The sequence below is a fragment of the Kineosporia sp. A_224 genome, assembly GCF_002198655.1.
In the GTDB taxonomy this organism is placed as follows: Bacteria; Actinomycetota; Actinomycetes; order Actinomycetales; family Kineosporiaceae; genus R-H-3.
In genome coordinates this window covers 1-15,255 of sequence record NZ_MWLN01000088.1, presented here as the reverse complement: position 1 = coordinate 15,255, position 15,255 = coordinate 1, and the positions used below count along the sequence as shown (strand labels likewise).

Here is a 15,255-nt window from a genome sequence, read left to right as displayed (position 1 = left end):
CCAGGGTCAGGGCGCGAGCGCGGCGGCGATGCCGGCGACCTGCGCCGGGCCGACCCGGCAGCAGCCGCCGACGAGCCGGGCGCCGGCGGCGACCCAGGCGGTGACGTCGTCCTCGGCGAAGTCGGGCGTGCCGCGCCAGACCCGGGCCGCGCCGTCCCACGTCTCGCCGCTGTTCGGGTAGACGACGACGGGCTTGCCCGCCGCGGCGGCCGCCTCGATCGCGGCCGGCAGCCCGGCCGGGTCGGTGCAGTTGACCCCGACGGCGACGACGGCGTCGACCCCCTTCGCGAGCGCGAAGACGGACGCCGCGTCCTCGCCGCGGCGGGTGCGCGCGACGCCGTCCGGGCCGGTGGAGGTCGTCAGCGAGATCCAGCCCGGGACGCCGAGGGCGTCGAGCGCCGCGACGAGCGCCTCCGCCTCGGCCGCGGCGGGCACCGTCTCGCAGGCGAGCAGGTCGGCACCGGCGTCGGCGAGCACCTCCATCCGCGGGCGGTGCCACGCGGTCAGCTCGGCCGCCGTGAGCCCGCCGCCGGTGCGGCCCGCCCAGGTCGGGTCGACGTACGCGCCGGTGTACTCCTCGCCGTTCGCGAGCATCGCCCCGAACGGGCCGACCGACCCGGCGACCCAGCCGCCGCCGGCCGGGAACGCGGCGTCCGTCGCCTCCCGGGCCAGGCGCACCGACAGCCGCATGAGCCGCTCGGCCTCGGCGTGGTCGATGCCCGCGGCGGCGAAGCCGTCGAACGTCGCCTGGTACGAGGCCGTGATCGCGACCCGGGCCCCGGCCGCGGCGAAGGCCCCGTGCGCGGCGCGGACGGCGTCCGGGGCGTCGCGCAGGAGCACCGCGGACCACAGGTCTCCGGAGATGTCGTGGCCCATCGCCTCGAGCTGGGTCGACAGGCCGCCGTCGAGGACGACCGGGCCGGCGGCGAGGGCGTCGGCGAGGGGGGCTGAGGGGGTCCGGGCCATGCCTCCATCATCCCGGGCGGCGACAGGGGTCGGCGCAGTGGTCGGCGCAGTGGCCGTCGCAGTGGCCGTCGCAGTGGCTACGGTGCGGGGATGGCCCCTGCGCTCCTGCTCACCGGTATCGGCGAGCTCGTGACGAACGACCCGCACGCCGAGGGCGCCGGCCCGGCGCCCGTCCACGTCGTGCGGGACGCCGCCGTCGTCGTCGACGGCGCGACCGTCGCCTGGGTCGGCCCGGCCGCCGCGGCGCCCGCGGCGGACACCGTGCTCGACCTCGGCGGCCGGGCCGTCGTCCCCGGGTTCGTCGACGCGCACGCGCACCTCGTGTTCGGCGGTGACCGGGCGGCCGAGTTCGAGGCGCGGATGTCCGGCACCGCGTACGCCGCGGGCGGCATCCGGACGACGGTCGCCGCGACCCGGGCGGCGAGCGACGAGGCGTTGCACGCCAACGCGTCCCGGCTCGTCGCCGAGATGCGGCGGCAGGGCACGACGACGGTCGAGATCAAGTCCGGCTACGGGCTCACCGCGCACGACGAGGCCCGCAGCCTCGCCGTCGCCCGCACGCTCACGCCGGAGACGACCTACCTGGGCGCGCACGTCGTCGGGCCGGAGTACGCCGACGACCCGGCCGGCTACGTCGACCTCGTGACCGGCCCCATGCTCGACGCCTGCGCACCGCACGCCCGCTGGGTCGACGTGTTCTGCGAGCGCGGCGCCTTCGACGCCGACGCCGCCCGGGCGGTGCTCCGGGCCGGGGCGGCACGCGGCCTGCTCGTGCGGGTGCACGCGAACCAGCTCGGCGAGGGGCCGGGGGTCCAGGTCGCGGCGGAGCTCGGGGCGGTCTCGGCCGACCACTGCACCCACCTCGCCGACGCGGACGTCGCGGCGCTGCGGGACGCGGGCGTCGTCGCGACCCTGCTGCCGGGCGCCGAGTTCTCGACCCGCTCGCCGTACCCGGACGCGCGCCGACTGCTCGCCGCGGGGGTCACCGTCGCGCTCGCGACCGACTGCAACCCCGGCTCCTCGTACACGTCGTCGATGCCGTTCTGCGTCGCGCTCGCGGTGCGGGAGATGCGGATGACGCCGGCCGAGGCGCTCTGGTCGGCGACGGCCGGCGGCGCGGCGTCCCTGGCCCGGACCGACGTCGGTGTCGTCCGGCCCGGGGCCCGCGCCGACCTCGCGGTGCTCGACGCACCGTCCTTCGTGCACCTCGCGTACCGGCCCGGGGTGCCGCTCGTCGTCGGGGTCGTCGTGGGCGGCGTCCCGGAGCCGGTGCTCGTCCGCTGACGGGCGGCTGAGCCGGTGCCGGCGCGTACCCGTGCAGCCACGGGTGCACGGGCGCGGGTGTCCCGACACCCGGATCCATGCACCGACGGCTGCACGGACGCAGGGGATGCCCGGGGACGAGCGTCACCAGGCGAGGTCGGGCCCGCCGGGGTCGTCCAGCGTGACGAAGCGCGGCGACGTCCGGTCGGACGACGTCGCGAGCCGGCGCAGCCGGGCTGCGGCCTCCTCGGGCGGGGTCGTCGCGCCGGCCTGGCCCATGCCGGTCGCGAGGACGCCCGGGTGCACCGACCAGACCCGGACCCGGCCGTCGAGCTCGCCCGCGAGGCACGTCGTCAGCATGTTGAGCGCTGCCTTGGAGACCCGGTAGGCGTAGCTCGTGCCGAGGTGCCGGTAGCCGCCGGCGGCCTGGTCGGCGACCGATCCGAGGCGGCTCGACACGTTGAGCACCAACGGGTCGGCTGCCGCGAGCAGCGAGGGCAGCAGGGCCTGGACGAGCCGCAGCGGGCCGACCGCGTTGACGTCGACGACGCGCAGCAGCTCGGCGGGGTCGATCTCCGTGAGCACCGGGCGGGCCGGTGTGCCGGTGGCGGCGTTGTTGACGAGCAGGTCGACCGCGCGCCCGCGGAGCACGGCCCGCAGCGGGCCGGCGAGGTCGGTGCGGACGTCGCCCTCGACGACGGTGACCCCGGCGGGGCCGTCGGGCAGCGCGGCCCCGCCCGCCCGGACGACGGCGACGACGTCCCACCCGTGCGTCGCCAGGTCCGCGACGACGGCGCGGCCGAGGCCGCCCGCCGCGCCGGTGACGACCGCCGTCCTGCTCATGGACCCGATCGTGCCAGCAGGCACCGCCGGGCACGGTCGACGCCCGGGAGTCGCACGCCTACCCTGACGAGAGGGCCGGCGTACCGGCCCGCCCGGGACACCTTGTCGCGCAACGGGGGAGGCGCCGCATGAGGACCCTCGACCTCGTCCAGCTCACGGTCTGGAGCGTCCGGCTGTGCCGGCTCGCCGAGGTCGACCCGCTGCGCGTCGTCGCCGTGCTCGGCGTCGGGACGGCACCGGCGTCGTACGTCCGCGGGGTCGGCCGGATGGAGCCGGCGCCGCCGGGGACGACGCGCGGCGAGGTGTCCGTCGTCCAGGGCCGGTTCCGCTCCCTGACGCTGACCTTCGCGACGCCCGAGATCACCCGGCACGACCTCGAGGACGCCCTCGGCCAGGGGATGCCGCTGCGCCGGACGCGCCCGCTCGGCGAGCACCAGGTCGGCTACCGGGTCGTCGTCCCGGACGCGCCGTTCAGCTGCGACGTCGTCGCGTCCTTCCCCGCCCGGCCGCAGCCGCGCAGCGTCGCGACCCGGGTCATGCTCCGGCGCCGGCCGGGGTGCACCGCTCAGGCGCGGCGGACGAGCGCCTTGGGCAGCGCGCCGGTCGAGCGTCGGTAGTAGTTCGCGGCCCGCCGGGTCGCGAGGAGCCGGGCGACGCCGATGACGACGCCGGAGGCCACCGCCCAGGCGACGGCCTCGCCCCAGTCGGTGTCCGGGTCCTCGGGGATGGTCGGCGGCGGCGTCCCGGTCGCCATCCGCCACGTGGCCTCGAGGCCCTTCTGCGCCAGCGAGGCCGCGAGCACGGCCGATCCCGTGCCGAGCACCTTCCACGCGAGTGCACCCATGGGGATGATCCTGCCGCACGCCGCGGTCTAGAGCAGCGCGAGCAGCCAGCCGACGAGCGGCAGGAGCACCGGGACGGAGATCCCGAGCATCCCGAGGACGAGGACGAGCGCGAGCAGCCGCGCCAACGGGGCCGGCCGGCCGGTCCCGGGTTCGCGGAGCATGCGCAGGAGCATCCGCACAGCCTCGCAGAGGAACCCGCCCCGTGCGCTTCCGGAGATGCGGTGTTAACGTCGAAGCGCGACAGGGGAGCGCCGGACGGCGCTGAGAGTGCGGGCGACCGCAGACCCTCGAACCTGATCCGGGTCATGCCGGCGAAGGGAGTCGAGCCGTTTCTCGGCCGGTGGCGTCAGACGCCCCCGGCTCCCCTCCTGAAGTTCTTCGGGAGGACCACATGAGCACCACCGACCCGCGATCGAACCTGCCTGCGCGCGACCCCCGCGTCGTGGCGGCCACGGGCGCCGCCGCCGCCCTCGGCCTGGCCGTCTACCTCGTCGGGCTGCCCGCCTCGGTGAGCCTGTTCGGCACCCCGCTCGCCGACCTCACCCTGCCCGCGGCGCTGTTCGTCGCCTTCGCCGGCACCGCGCTCGCCGCCGCCGTCCTGACCCGGACGACGTGGCGCGTCGTCGACCTCGTCGTCGCCTCGGTGCTCGGGGTCGCGGGCGGCCTGCTCTTCGCCGTCTGGAACGTCGCCGTCTGGCCCGCGGCCTCCGGCGCGCTCGCGTTCTACCCGCCGGCGTCGGCGGTCCTCGTCGGGGTCTGGCTGCTGCCGGCCGTGCTCGGCGGGCTCGTCGTCCGCAAGCCCGGCGCCGCCGTCTACACCGAGCTCGTCGCGGCGACGATCTCGGCGTTCATCGGCAACCAGTGGGGTTTCGCGACGGTCTGGTACGGCCTCGTGGAGGGGCTCGGCGCGGAGTTCGTCCTCGCGGTCCTGCTCTACCGCCGGTTCGGTCTCGGGGCCGCGATCGGGGCGGGCCTCGGCGCCGGGGTCGCGGTCGGGCTCATGGACTCGCTCATCTACTACCCGACCTTCTCCGCCGGCTACAAGATCGTGTACGTCGCCCTGGCGATGCTCTCGGGGGCGGTGATCGCGGGCGTCGGTTCCGCGTACCTGACGAAGGCCCTGGCCCGGACCGGGGCGCTCGCGCCGCTGGCGTCCGGCCGCACGGCCGAGCGGGTCTGAGTGGCCGACCCCCGCACCGAGCCGGTCGCCGTCCGGGCCCGGGCCCGGGCCTGGGGGTGGCGGCACTCCGCGCGCAAGGCCTGGGCGGTCCGGGGCGTCGACCTCGACGTCGCGCCGGGCGAGCGGGTGCTGCTGCTCGGCCCGAGCGGCTCCGGCAAGTCGACGCTGCTCGCCGGGCTGGCCGGGCTGCTCGACCCGGGCACCGGTCCGGACGACGGCACCGGCGACGAGGAGGGCGCGCTCCTGCTCGACGGCGTCCCGGCCCGCACGGCGCGGGTGGACGGCGTCCGGGCCGGGCAGGCGCGCAGCGGGCTGCTCCTGCAGGACCCGCTCGCCCAGACCGTGCTCGCGCGGTGCGGCGACGACGTCGCGTTCGGCCTGGAGAACCACGCCGTGCCGCCCGGCCGGATCTGGGAGCGCGTCGACACCGCGCTCGCCGGGGTCGCGTTCCCGTACGGCCGCGGGCACCTCACGTCGCGGCTGTCGGGCGGGGAGCGGCAGCGGCTCGCGCTCGCGGGGGTGCTCGCGCTGCGGCCCGGGCTGCTCCTGCTCGACGAGCCGACGGCGATGCTCGACCCGGACGGCGCGGTGCTCCTGCGCGAGACGGTCACCGCCGTCCTCGCCGCGACCGGTGCCACGTGCGTGCTCGTCGAGCACCGCGTCGGGCCGTGGCTCGACCTCGTCGACCGGGTCGTCGTCCTCGAACCGGGCGGCGGTGTCGTCGCGGACGGCACGCCGGACGACGTCCTGCGCGCCCGCGGCGCCGCGCTCGCCGCGGCCGGGGTCTGGGTCCCCGGCCACCTCCCGGTCGCCGGGCGCCTCGCCCCCGCGAAGATCCGCACCGATCGACCGGATCCCGGGTCCGCACCCGGGACCGGGTCGACGACGGCGGATCACGGTGCGGGGGACGTGCTGCTCGAGGCGCGCGGGGTCGCCGTGCGGCGGCCCGGCCGGGCCGTCTCCGCCGTCGCCGACGTCGACCTCGACCTGCACGCCGGGCGGACGACGTGCGTCGTCGGCCCGAACGGCGCGGGCAAGTCGAGCCTCGCGCTCGCCCTCGCCGGGCTCGTCGCACCGGCCGCGGGCACGGTCACCGCCCGGGGCCGGCTCGCGGACGGCGTCAGGTCGCCGCACCCGGCGGCCTGGCGGCCGCGTGAGCTCGTCCGCCGGATCGGCACCGTCTTCCAGGAGCCGCAGCACCAGTTCGTCGCGGCGACGGCCGCCGACGAGCTCGCCGTCGGGCCGCGGCGCACCGGCGTCCCGGAGGCCGAGACCGCCCGCCGGGTCGACGAGCTCCTCACCCGGCTGCGGCTCGGGCATCTCGCCCGGGCCAACCCCTTCACGCTCTCCGGAGGCGAGCAGCGCAGGCTGTCCGTCGCCACCGTGCTCGCGACCCGCCCCGGGCTCCTCGTGCTCGACGAACCGACCTTCGGGCAGGACTCGCGCACCTGGGCCGAGCTCGTCGACCTGCTCGCCGACCTCGTCGCCGGGGGCACCGGCGTCGTCGCGGTGACCCACGACGAGCGGCTCGTCGAGGCCCTCGCGGACGACGTCCTGCGGCTCGCGCAGGGCCGTCCGGCGCCGGTGCCGGTCGGGGCGGCATGACCGCCCCCGCGCTCGACGCCCCGGTCGGGGTCGACCTGCGGGCGCCGGTCGCCCGGGCCAACCCGGTCGCCAAGCTCGCCGTGGCGAGCCTCGTCGCGTTCGCGCTGCTCCTCACGGTCGACCCGGTGACCGCCGGCGCCGCGCTCGGCCTGGAGCTGCTCGCGCTGCCGTGGTGCGGCGTCGGCCCGCGGGGGCTGCTCCGCCGGGGCTGGGTGCTGCTCGCCGGTGCCGTCCCCGCCGGGGTCGCCACGGCGCTGCTCGGCGTCGACGCCGGGGCGGTCCTCGTCGGGGCCGGACCGGTCACCGTCACCGAGGGCAGCCTGCAGGCCGGCGTCGCGATCAGCCTGCGGGTGCTCGCCATCGGGCTGCCCGGCGTCGTGCTCCTCGCGACGACCGACCCGACCGACCTCGCCGACGCCCTGGCGCAGCGGCTGCGGCTGCCGCACCGGTTCGTGCTGTCGGCGCTCGCGGCGATGCGCCTGTTCGGCGTGCTCGCCGAGGAGTGGCAGGCGCTCACCGCAGCCCGCCGGGCCCGCGGGCTCGGCGACGGCGGCCCGGTCGGCCGGGTCCGGGACGCGGTCGCCCGGGTCTTCGCGCTGCTCGTGCTCGCGCTGCGCCGGGCGACGGTGCTCGCGACGACGATGGAGTCCCGCGGCTTCGGCGCGGTGACGCACCGGACCTGGGCCCGGCCCAGCCGGTTCGGCCCCGCCGACGCCGTCGTCGTCGCAGGCGGGGTCGCGATCGCGGCGGCCGCGACGGCCGCGGGCGTCGCGGCCGGCACCTGGGAGCTGCTCCTCGCCTGACCGGTGCCGCCCGGCCCCGGATCAGCTCTGGATCAGCTCAGGATCAGCTCAGGCCCAGCTTCCAGGTGAGCCACGTGACCGCGGAGCCCTCGAGCCGGACGTCCGCGGAGTGCCCGGCGTCGTGCGCGGTGCGGCTGACGATCTGCTCGAGCGAGGTGCGGCAGCCCGGGACGGTGTCGGAGATGACGGCCCGGGACGAGAAGTCCACGGTGTGCCTCCCCTCGTCGACCTGGACCTGCACGCCGGGGCCGAACGGGGACACGTAGCCGCGGGCCTGCTCGTCGGCGGTCGCCCCGGCGAGCGCCGCACGGACCGCGCTCTCCCAGCCACCGGTCCCGGGCACCCGCCGCGTCACGGCGTACTGGGACAGGCACGCGGGGTACTGCGTGCCCTGCCACAGGTAGACGGTGACCTCGGTCGACGGGCCGGACGACGTCGGCTCAGGTGGGGGCGGTGCGGCGCTGCCCGTGGTGCCCGGGGTCGCGGACGTCCTGGTGCCGGACGGGGTGCGGGTCCGGGTCCCGGTCCGCGGTGCGGCCGGCGGGGTCACGGTGACGACGAGCGTCTTCGTCGCCGTGGCGGCCGGGGCCGGCGTCGGCGGCGTCATCGGTGCGTCGGTGGTCGGCGGTGCGGCGGACGCCGAGCGGGTCGCGGCGCCGTCCGTCGCGACGGTCGTGGCGTCGTCCGCGCCGGGCCCGCGGCTCACGAGGGTGACCGCCGTCCCCATGACGAGCACGGCGGCAGCGGCGGCGACGCCGACCCTCGAGCCGGCGGCGAGCGCCCGGGTGCGGCGGGCCCTGCGCACGACGAGACCGACGGGCGGCGGCTTCACCTCGGCCCGGACCCGCTCGCGCAGGTCGTCGAAGGCGGCGCGGACGACGGCGTCCTCGGCGTGGCTGCGGGCCTCGAGGTAGGCGGCGACGCCGAGGTCCGGCGTCGTTGCCGGTCCGGCGTCGTCGCCGGGGGTGGTGTCAGGCACCCGTGACCTCCCCGGGCGACGGCTCGAGGGAGTCGTCGAGCAGCTCGGCGAGGCGGCGGCGGCCGCGGGCGAGCCGGGTGCGGACCGTGGCGGGCGGCAGGTCGAGCTCGTCGGCGACCTGCTGGACGGACAGGTCCGCCATGTAGTGCAGCGCGATGACGGCCCGGTACCGCAGCGGCAGCCGGGCCATCGCGTCGGCGAGGGCCACCCGCTCGATGCTCGGCTCCGGGGCCGTGGTCTCCCGGTGGCCGCGCATGAGGATGAGCGTGCGGCGCCGGGTGCGCTGCACGGTGTTGATCGCGAGGTTCATCGCGACCCGGCGCACCCAGGCCTCCGGGGCGTCGTACTCCGAGATCCGGTCCCAGCGGGCGGCGGCCCGGATGAAGGCCTCCTGGGTGATGTCCTCGGCCTCGGCGCGCGAGCCGACGACGACGAGGATCTGGCCGACGATCCGCGCGTAGGAGGTCTCGTAGAAGGTCACGAAGCCGCGCTCGTCACGCATGGACCACCCGGTCGCCGCGTCGCCCGCGGCCTCGAGGTCGTCCGCCGCGTCGAGGTCGACGGCGTCCGGCGCGACGCGCGAGTCGAGGCGCTCGGCGTCGCCGAGCAGCGGCTCGGCCACCACCGCCGTCACGCGCTCTCCCCGCACCTGTGCGCCCCCTCCGTACCCGAACCGGTACGGCATTCGTACCAACACCCATTGACGCAGCGTCACGTTTCACCGAGACGTCACCCGCTTGGAGACGCAGATCTCACCAACTGTCGATGAAACAATCTGCGTTGGTGGGGTGTGTTGACGCCGTGTCCCCGGGGAGGGGACGAGGGAGGGGTCCCGGCACCGCAGCCTGGAGACCGCACGACCATCGCGACTTCAGGAGCTCCACGTGCCACATATCGGACACAGCGTCGACACCGAGGCTGCGCCCCCGGACCGGGCGGCCGTCGCCGACGGCCCGCACCGCTCGGCGGCCCCGCGGGTGACGGTCGTCGTCCCGACCCGGAACGAGGCCCGCAACCTCCCGCACGTGCTCACCCGGCTGCCCGAGGGCCTCCACGAGGTGATCCTCGTCGACGGCGGCTCGGTCGACGGCACCGTCGAGGTCGCCCGCGAGGTGCTCCCGTCGATCCGGGTCGTGCACCAGACCCGCCGCGGCAAGGGCAACGCGCTGGCCTGCGGGTTCGAGGCGACGACGGGCGACATCGTCGTCATGCTCGACGCCGACGGCTCCGCCGACCCGGGCGAGATCCCGGCGTTCGTCGCGGCCCTGGTCGCCGGCGCAGACGTCGCCAAGGGCACCCGGTTCGGCCACGGCGGCAGCAGTCACGACATCACCCGGGTGCGCCGGCTCGGCAACGCCGGCCTCAACCTCGCGGTCCGGGTGCTCTACGGCGCCCGGCACAGCGACCTCTGCTACGGCTACGTCGCCTTCTGGGCGGACATGCTCCCCGTCCTCGACCTGCCCGCGACGGTCGACCCGTCGATCCCCGCGGGGACGTCGGTCAACGGCGACGGCTTCGAGATCGAGACCATGCTCACCGTCCGCTTCGCGGCGGCCGGTGCGCGCTTCACCGAGGTGGGCAGCGTCGAGTGGCCCCGCATCCACGGCGTGAGCAACCTCAACGCCGTGAGCGACGGGTTGCGGGTGCTCCGCACCATCCTCACCGAGCGGCGCCGGGTGGCGGCCCGGCGCTCCCAGGCCCCCGTCCGGGTCACGCGTGCTCGCACGCGTGCCCGGGCGGGGGACCTGACCTCCTGAGGCAGGGCAGGTGAGGGTCCTCCAGGTCACGCCGGCCTACCCGCCGACGCCGGGCGGCGTCGAGCGGCACGTCGAGGCGCTGTCGGCGGCGCTCGTCGCCCGCGGCCACTCGGTGACGGTGCTCAGCCTCGACGCACGGACGGCGAGCGGCCCGCGCGCGGGTCAGGTCGAGGTGCTCCGGGTGCCGGGGCGGGTCGTCGGCCCGTTCCTCGTCGCCCGCCGGCTGCGCCGCACGGTGCGCACGCTCGCGGCCGAGCACGACGTCGTCCACGTGCACAACTACCACTCGCCGCTGCCGCTCGCGGTGCTCCGCAGCCGGTGCCGGCGTCCTGTCGTCGTCACGACGCACTTCCACGGCGACGGGCACGGGACGCTCGCCCGGCTCGCGCACCTCGTCTACCGCCCGCTCGTCCGGTCGGCGCTGCGGCTGGCCGCGGCCGTCGTCTGTGTGAGCCGGGCCGAGGCCGACCACCTCGTCACGACGTTCCCGGAGCAGCGCGGCCGGGTGCGCGTCGTCCCGAACGGCGTGCGCCCGCTCGACACCTCGCAGGTCCTGCCCGCGCACTGGCGCGAGCCGCTCGTCGTCTGCGTCTCCCGGCTCGAGGAGTACAAGCGGGTCGACGTCCTCGTCAGCGCGCTCGCGATGGTCAACGGCCCGTGGCGCTGCGTCGTCGTCGGCGCCGGCCCGCAGCGCGCCGAGCTCGAGACGCTCGCCGCCGGTCTCGGGCTCGCCGACCGGATCACCTTCGCCGGCACCGTGAGCGACGCCGAGCTCGACGCCCTCCTGCTCCGGGCCCGGGTCTGCGTGCAGCCGTCGTCCCGCGAGGCGTTCGGGATGGCGCTGCTCGACGGCGTCGGGGCCGGCTGCCGGGCCGTCGCGAGCGACATCCCCGCGCACACCGAGGTCGCCACGCTCGTCGGCGGCGGGGTCCGGCTGTGGCCCGCGGACGGCGGCCCGGTCGCCCTCGCGGGGGCCGTCGTCCGAGCCCTGTCCGACGTCGCCCCGGCCGCCGCGCCGGACCTGCCGACGTGGGAGGGCGCTGCCCGGCAGCTCGAGGCCGTCTACCGGAGCGCCGTCGGAGGCCCCGCCGGCCCGGCCGACGAGGAGGTCGAGGTCGTCCTCGACCTGCGCATCGCCGACGGCGTCGTCCCCGGCCCCCCGCGGACGCCCCCCGGCCGGGAGGAGGCCAACCGTGCCAGCCCGGAGTGACACCCCCGCAGTTACTAGCGCGTATGACCCGAAAAGTGGGTCAGACGCGCTAGTAAGTGCGGGGCAGGAGGGTGGGGCGCTCGTTCACTCGAGCCTGCACATCATGCTCGCGACGGTGCTCACGGGCGGGCTCGGGTACGTGTTCTGGGCGCTCGCGGCGCACCGCTGGGCGGCCGGCGAGGTCGGGGTCGGCAACGCCGCGGTCTCGCTCGCGACGGCGCTGTCGCTCGTCGTCCACCTCGGCCCGGCCGCGCTGACGATCGAGCGGCTGCCCCGGTACGAGGGCACCGACGGCTGGGGCGCCCGGCTGTGGACGGCGCTCGCCCTCACCGGTTCGGTCTCCGCCGTCGTCGCGGCGGTCGCGGTGGCCGTCGGCCGCGGCACCGACGCCGTCGGCCCCGCCGTCGACACCGTGACCGGCACGGTCGCGTTCGTCGTCGGGTGCGCCGCCTGGAGCGTCATGAACGTGCTCATGTACACGTTCGTGTCGCTGCGCCGGTCCCAGCTCCTGTCCACCCAGAACGTCGCGATCAGCCTGCTCAAGCTCGGGATGCTCGGCGGCCTCGCGCTCACCGCGTTCGGCGGGCCGCGCTCGATCCTCGTCGCGTGGGCGGCGTCGGCGACGCTCGGCTGCGTCGCGACGCTCGCGTGGCAGCTGCCCCGGGCCGGCTTCTCCCCGGGCCGGCCGCGGTTCGTCCGGCCCGGGCTCTCGGGCCTGCGCAGCGCCGCCGGGCACCACCTGACGAGCGCGGGCGGCGTCCTCACGCCGTACGTGCTGCCGACCCTCGTCGCGGCCCTGCTGACCCCGGTGGACAACGCGTACTTCGCGCTGACCTGGCTCATGGGCAGCCTGTTCTTCATCGTCGCGCCGGCGGTCTCGTCGGCGCTGTTCGCCGAGGGCGCGCGCGGCGCCGACCTGCCCGTCGCGACCCGCAAGGCGGCCCGGCTCATCGGGATCCTGCTCGTCGGCCCGGCCGTCCTCATGCTCGTCGGGGGCCGGTTCGCGCTGTCGGTCATCGGCGAGGACTACGCCCGCGAGGGCTACCTGCTCCTCGTCGTCCTCGTCGTCGCGGCGCTGCCGGACGCGGTGAACAACGTCGCCGTCGGCGTCTACCGGGCCACCGGCCGGCTCGCCCGGTCGGCGACCCTCAACCTCGGGATGGCCGTCGTGACGATCGCGGGCACCGTCGTCCTCGCACCCCGGGTCGGGATCGTCGGCGTCGGGTACGCCTGGGCGCTCGCGCAGAGCCTCGGCATGCTCGCGAGCCTGCGGGACGTCGTCCGGGTGCTCCGCGCGCCCGCCGCCGGACCCGTTGCGGCCCAGGAGGTCTCATGAGGATCCTCGAGCTCACCGACCTGTACTGGCCGGTCATCGGCGGCCTCGAACGGTTCGTGGAGATCCTCTCCGGGTCCCTCACCGACCGCGGCCACACCGTCGACGTCGTCACCGGCGCCACCGGCAGCGCACCCGCCGGCCGGCTCGAGACCGACGGTGCCGTCGTGCACCGGGTCACCGGCTGGCAGCACACGCTGCTGAAACCGTTCTACGCCAGCGCCGACCGGCCCTTCCACCCCACCGCGCCGGACCCCGGGATGATGCGCGCGATGCGCCGCATCGTCGAGCAGACCCGGCCGGACGTCGTCCACGCCCACTCGTGGAACGTGCTCTCCATGCTGCCCGTCGCGCGCTCGCTCGGCGTGCCGGTCGTCGTCCAGGCCCACGACTACGGCCTCGCGTGCCACCGCAAGACGATGACCCGCGAGGGGACGCCCTGCGCCGGCCCGGACCTGCGGGCCTGCATCCTCTGCGGCAGCGCCCAGTACGGCCTGCCGCGCTCGGCGGCGCTGGCGGTCGGGCTGCGCGCGAGCCGGCCGCTGCTGCGGCACGCGCACGTCACCGCGGTGAGCGAGTACGTCGCGCGCCGGCTCGACCCGGTCGTCGCCCCGGTGACCGGCCGGCCGGTCGAGGTGCTCGGCTCGTTCGTCCCGGACGGGCTGCCGCTGCTCGCCCGGCACACCGCGCCGCCCGCCCTGCCGGACGGCGACGTCGTCCTCTTCGTCGGGGCGCTGAGCCGGGCGAAGGGCGTCCACGTGCTGCTCGAGGCGTTCCGCCGGCTCGAGCGGCCGGCGCGGCTCGTGCTCATCGGCACCCGGCAGGTCGACACGCCGTCCGACGCCGAGCTCGGGCCGGACGTCGTCGTCCACCACGACGTGCCGCACGCCGCGGTGATGGCCGCGATGGCCCGTGCCGCGGTCGTCGTCGCACCATCGGTGTGGCCCGACCCGCTGCCCATGACGGTCACCGAGGCCCAGCTCATGGGGGCGCCTGTCGTCGCGAGCCGGGTCGGCGGCATCCCGGAGCAGGTCGAGGACGGCGGCAGCGGCCTGCTCGTGCCGCCCGGCGACGTCGCGGCGCTCGCGACCGCGATCGACACGCTGCTCGGCGACCCGGACCTGCGCGCCCGGATGGGCCGGCGGGGACGCCAGGTCGCCGACCGGTTCACGGTGGCCCGGGCGACGTCCCGGGTCGAGGAGGTGCTCGCGGCCGCCGCCGCGGGCGAGGTGTCGGCGACCGCCACGGCCGCCGGAAGGGTGGGGCATGAACGGCTGGGAGACCATGCCGGGCCGGGACCGGATCTGGCTCGGGCTCAACACGACCGTCTTCGTCTCGACGGCGGACCCGTCGGGCGTCGAGACGGTGCGCGAGGTGCTGCGGGCCACCGCGCAGGCCGACCCGGGCTGCGCGCTCTTCCGGACCGCGCACCCGCAGCGGCCCGACGCGTGGCGGCCCGCGGCCGACGCCGAGGAGGCGCTCGCCCGCGCCGAGGCGCTCGTCGTCGAGGCGCTGCCCGGCCGGGACCGCGAGGCGGCCGCCGAGGCGGCCCGGGCGTTCGTCGCCGCGGGCACCACCGGCCCGACGGTGCGGGTCTTCGCCCACGAGACGACCGACGGCGGTGCGGGCCTGGTCGGCTTCACGATCCCGCACGCCTGGGGCGACGCGATGACCGTGCTCGGGATCCTCCGCACCCTCGTCAGCGGCCCGGACCCGGACGGCCGGCTCTGGACGCACGCCGGTGCCGGCGTCGACCGGCCGCTGGCCGCGGCCCTGCGCCACCGGTTCGGCAGCCTCGCGGCGCTGCGCACCGTGCCCGCCGCGCGCCGGGCCGCCGTCACGTCGACGAGCGGGCTGTGCACCGTGAGCGTCAGATGGAGCTCCGAACCCATGTCGAGGACCATCACGGCGACCGACGCCTGCGAGGACGGGGTCGTCACGCAGACGAGCGCGACGTCGCCCTCGAGGTCGGTGACCAGCCGCGGCGGGAGCACCCGGTCGACGCGGACGCACGCGAAGGACAGGTCCGCCGAGCCGCCGCGGGCCGGGCGGGCCGGCCACTGCGGGCGGCGGGCGAGGGCCGCCGTGGCCGAGCCGGCCGCGAGCGCGAGGAGCGGCCGGCCGGCGAGCATGGCGGCCTGCACCGCGCCGTGCACGGACGCCGGGTCGGTGGCGTCGGCGGGCTGCAGCCGGACGGCGCTCACGAGGTTCCCGCGGGCCGCCGCCCCGCGCGGCAGGTAGAGCCGGTCGTCGTAGGCGACGGTGAGGCCGTCGGTGAGGTCGACGCCCTCGGCGAGCAGCGCGGCCCGGACGACGGCCATGACGGTGGCGTTCATCGAGGCGCCCGCGCCGTGCTCGCGGCGCCAGGCCTTCAGCGCACGGACCGCGTCCCGGCCGACGACCGACGTGAGGACCGCGACCTCGGGCGCGCCGCCGGCGGCCGGCCGCGGGGACGACGCGGGGGCGGGCGC

16 protein-coding genes, 1 pseudogene and 1 riboswitch are annotated in these 15,255 nt (G+C 77.1%); of the genes and pseudogenes, 11 read left to right on the top strand and 6 right to left on the bottom strand.

Annotated features, from left to right (window positions below):
• Window positions 1-6: 6 nt before the first annotated feature.
• Window positions 7-966 (bottom strand): homocysteine S-methyltransferase, encoded by a 960-nt coding sequence (gene mmuM, locus EDJALFJO_RS07050; protein WP_088283590.1) that lies wholly within the window; start codon window positions 964-966, stop codon window positions 7-9.
• 90 nt (window positions 967-1,056) lie between these two features.
• Here mmuM and hutI point away from each other — a divergent pair, with 90 nt between their 5' ends.
• The gene (gene hutI, locus EDJALFJO_RS07045; protein WP_088283588.1) at window positions 1,057-2,250 is read left to right on the top strand and encodes an imidazolonepropionase; all 1,194 of its coding nucleotides are present in this window, start codon (window positions 1,057-1,059) and stop codon (window positions 2,248-2,250) included.
• A gap of 123 nt (window positions 2,251-2,373) precedes the next feature.
• Here the strand turns inward: hutI and EDJALFJO_RS07040 are convergent, their stop codons facing one another.
• Window positions 2,374-3,072 (bottom strand): SDR family NAD(P)-dependent oxidoreductase, encoded by a 699-nt coding sequence (locus EDJALFJO_RS07040; protein ID WP_088283585.1) that lies wholly within the window; start codon window positions 3,070-3,072, stop codon window positions 2,374-2,376.
• A 128-nt stretch (window positions 3,073-3,200) separates the two neighbouring features.
• Between EDJALFJO_RS07040 and EDJALFJO_RS07035 the strand changes: the two genes are divergently transcribed.
• Entirely contained in the window at window positions 3,201-3,689 is a 489-nt protein-coding gene (locus tag EDJALFJO_RS07035; RefSeq protein WP_088283583.1) for a hypothetical protein, read from the top strand.
• Here EDJALFJO_RS07035 and EDJALFJO_RS07030 read toward each other — a convergent pair.
• On the bottom strand, window positions 3,638-3,916 hold the full coding sequence (locus EDJALFJO_RS07030) for a DUF4235 domain-containing protein (RefSeq protein WP_088283581.1): 279 nt from the start codon (window positions 3,914-3,916) through the stop codon (window positions 3,638-3,640). The genes EDJALFJO_RS07035 and EDJALFJO_RS07030 overlap by 52 nt on opposite strands.
• A 27-nt stretch (window positions 3,917-3,943) precedes the next feature.
• Window positions 3,944-4,078 (bottom strand): hypothetical protein, encoded by a 135-nt coding sequence (locus EDJALFJO_RS35955; protein WP_255392546.1) that lies wholly within the window; start codon window positions 4,076-4,078, stop codon window positions 3,944-3,946.
• Window positions 4,079-4,149: 71 nt separating this feature from the next.
• Window positions 4,150-4,254: riboswitch (TPP riboswitch) on the top strand.
• Window positions 4,255-4,308: 54 nt separating this feature from the next.
• Here EDJALFJO_RS35955 and EDJALFJO_RS07025 point away from each other — a divergent pair.
• The 3 genes from EDJALFJO_RS07025 to EDJALFJO_RS07015 are packed head-to-tail and all read left to right on the top strand — an operon-like array spanning window position 4,309 to window position 7,505.
• A complete protein-coding gene (locus EDJALFJO_RS07025; RefSeq protein ID WP_088283579.1) occupies window positions 4,309-5,097 on the top strand; it encodes an ECF transporter S component in 789 nt (262 codons plus the stop codon).
• Window positions 5,098-6,702, top strand: coding sequence for an ABC transporter ATP-binding protein (locus tag EDJALFJO_RS07020; protein WP_088283577.1), 1,605 nt, complete (start codon window positions 5,098-5,100; stop codon window positions 6,700-6,702).
• Window positions 6,699-7,505, top strand: coding sequence for an energy-coupling factor transporter transmembrane protein EcfT (locus EDJALFJO_RS07015; protein ID WP_088283575.1), 807 nt, complete (start codon window positions 6,699-6,701; stop codon window positions 7,503-7,505). Before EDJALFJO_RS07020 ends, EDJALFJO_RS07015 begins: the two co-directional genes overlap by 4 nt.
• A 43-nt stretch (window positions 7,506-7,548) precedes the next feature.
• Here the strand turns inward: EDJALFJO_RS07015 and EDJALFJO_RS07010 are convergent, their stop codons facing one another.
• A complete protein-coding gene (locus EDJALFJO_RS07010) occupies window positions 7,549-8,484 on the bottom strand; it encodes a hypothetical protein (RefSeq protein ID WP_088283573.1) in 936 nt (311 codons plus the stop codon).
• Window positions 8,477-9,118: an RNA polymerase sigma factor gene (locus tag EDJALFJO_RS07005; protein WP_158220320.1), complete on the bottom strand. Its 642-nt coding sequence runs from the start codon at window positions 9,116-9,118 to the stop codon at window positions 8,477-8,479. Before EDJALFJO_RS07005 ends, EDJALFJO_RS07010 begins: the two co-directional genes overlap by 8 nt.
• A gap of 259 nt (window positions 9,119-9,377) precedes the next feature.
• On the opposite strand from EDJALFJO_RS07005, the gene EDJALFJO_RS07000 reads away from it, so the two are divergent.
• The 6 genes and pseudogenes from EDJALFJO_RS07000 to EDJALFJO_RS35395 all read left to right on the top strand — a co-directional run.
• Complete coding sequence (locus EDJALFJO_RS07000; RefSeq protein WP_369812499.1) at window positions 9,378-10,241, top strand: glycosyltransferase family 2 protein; 864 nt, start codon at window positions 9,378-9,380, stop codon at window positions 10,239-10,241.
• Between the two features lie 10 nt (window positions 10,242-10,251).
• The gene (locus EDJALFJO_RS06995; protein ID WP_088283569.1) at window positions 10,252-11,451 is read left to right on the top strand and encodes a glycosyltransferase family 4 protein; all 1,200 of its coding nucleotides are present in this window, start codon (window positions 10,252-10,254) and stop codon (window positions 11,449-11,451) included.
• A gap of 103 nt (window positions 11,452-11,554) precedes the next feature.
• Window positions 11,555-12,787, top strand: coding sequence for a lipopolysaccharide biosynthesis protein (locus EDJALFJO_RS06990; protein WP_088283567.1), 1,233 nt, complete (start codon window positions 11,555-11,557; stop codon window positions 12,785-12,787).
• Window positions 12,784-13,905 (top strand): annotated as a pseudogene (locus EDJALFJO_RS36310) (glycosyltransferase); the annotation flags it as partial. The gene EDJALFJO_RS06990 and the pseudogene EDJALFJO_RS36310, both read left to right, overlap by 4 nt.
• 145 nt (window positions 13,906-14,050) lie before the next feature.
• Window positions 14,051-15,025, top strand: a complete 975-nt coding sequence (locus EDJALFJO_RS35400) for a hypothetical protein (protein ID WP_088283565.1) — start codon at window positions 14,051-14,053, stop codon at window positions 15,023-15,025.
• A 33-nt stretch (window positions 15,026-15,058) separates the two neighbouring features.
• On the top strand, window positions 15,059-15,255 hold a 197-nt coding region (locus tag EDJALFJO_RS35395; protein WP_233149723.1), incomplete at its 3' end, for a hypothetical protein.

Bases quoted from the DNA above. Each gene is read 5' to 3' on its own strand.
- mmuM (WP_088283590.1), bottom strand. From the start codon at position 966: ATGGCCCGGACCCCCTCAGCCCCCCTCGCCGACGCCCTCGCCGCCGGC.
- hutI (WP_088283588.1), top strand. From the start codon at position 1,057: ATGGCCCCTGCGCTCCTGCTCACCGGTATCGGCGAGCTCGTGACGAAC.
- EDJALFJO_RS07040 (WP_088283585.1), bottom strand. From the start codon at position 3,072: ATGAGCAGGACGGCGGTCGTCACCGGCGCGGCGGGCGGCCTCGGCCGC.
- EDJALFJO_RS07035 (WP_088283583.1), top strand. From the start codon at position 3,201: ATGAGGACCCTCGACCTCGTCCAGCTCACGGTCTGGAGCGTCCGGCTG.
- EDJALFJO_RS07030 (WP_088283581.1), bottom strand. From the start codon at position 3,916: ATGGGTGCACTCGCGTGGAAGGTGCTCGGCACGGGATCGGCCGTGCTC.
- EDJALFJO_RS35955 (WP_255392546.1), bottom strand. From the start codon at position 4,078: ATGCTCCGCGAACCCGGGACCGGCCGGCCGGCCCCGTTGGCGCGGCTG.
- EDJALFJO_RS07025 (WP_088283579.1), top strand. From the start codon at position 4,309: ATGAGCACCACCGACCCGCGATCGAACCTGCCTGCGCGCGACCCCCGC.
- EDJALFJO_RS07015 (WP_088283575.1), top strand. From the start codon at position 6,699: ATGACCGCCCCCGCGCTCGACGCCCCGGTCGGGGTCGACCTGCGGGCG.
- EDJALFJO_RS06990 (WP_088283567.1), top strand. From the start codon at position 11,555: ATGCTCGCGACGGTGCTCACGGGCGGGCTCGGGTACGTGTTCTGGGCG.
- EDJALFJO_RS35400 (WP_088283565.1), top strand. From the start codon at position 14,051: ATGAACGGCTGGGAGACCATGCCGGGCCGGGACCGGATCTGGCTCGGG.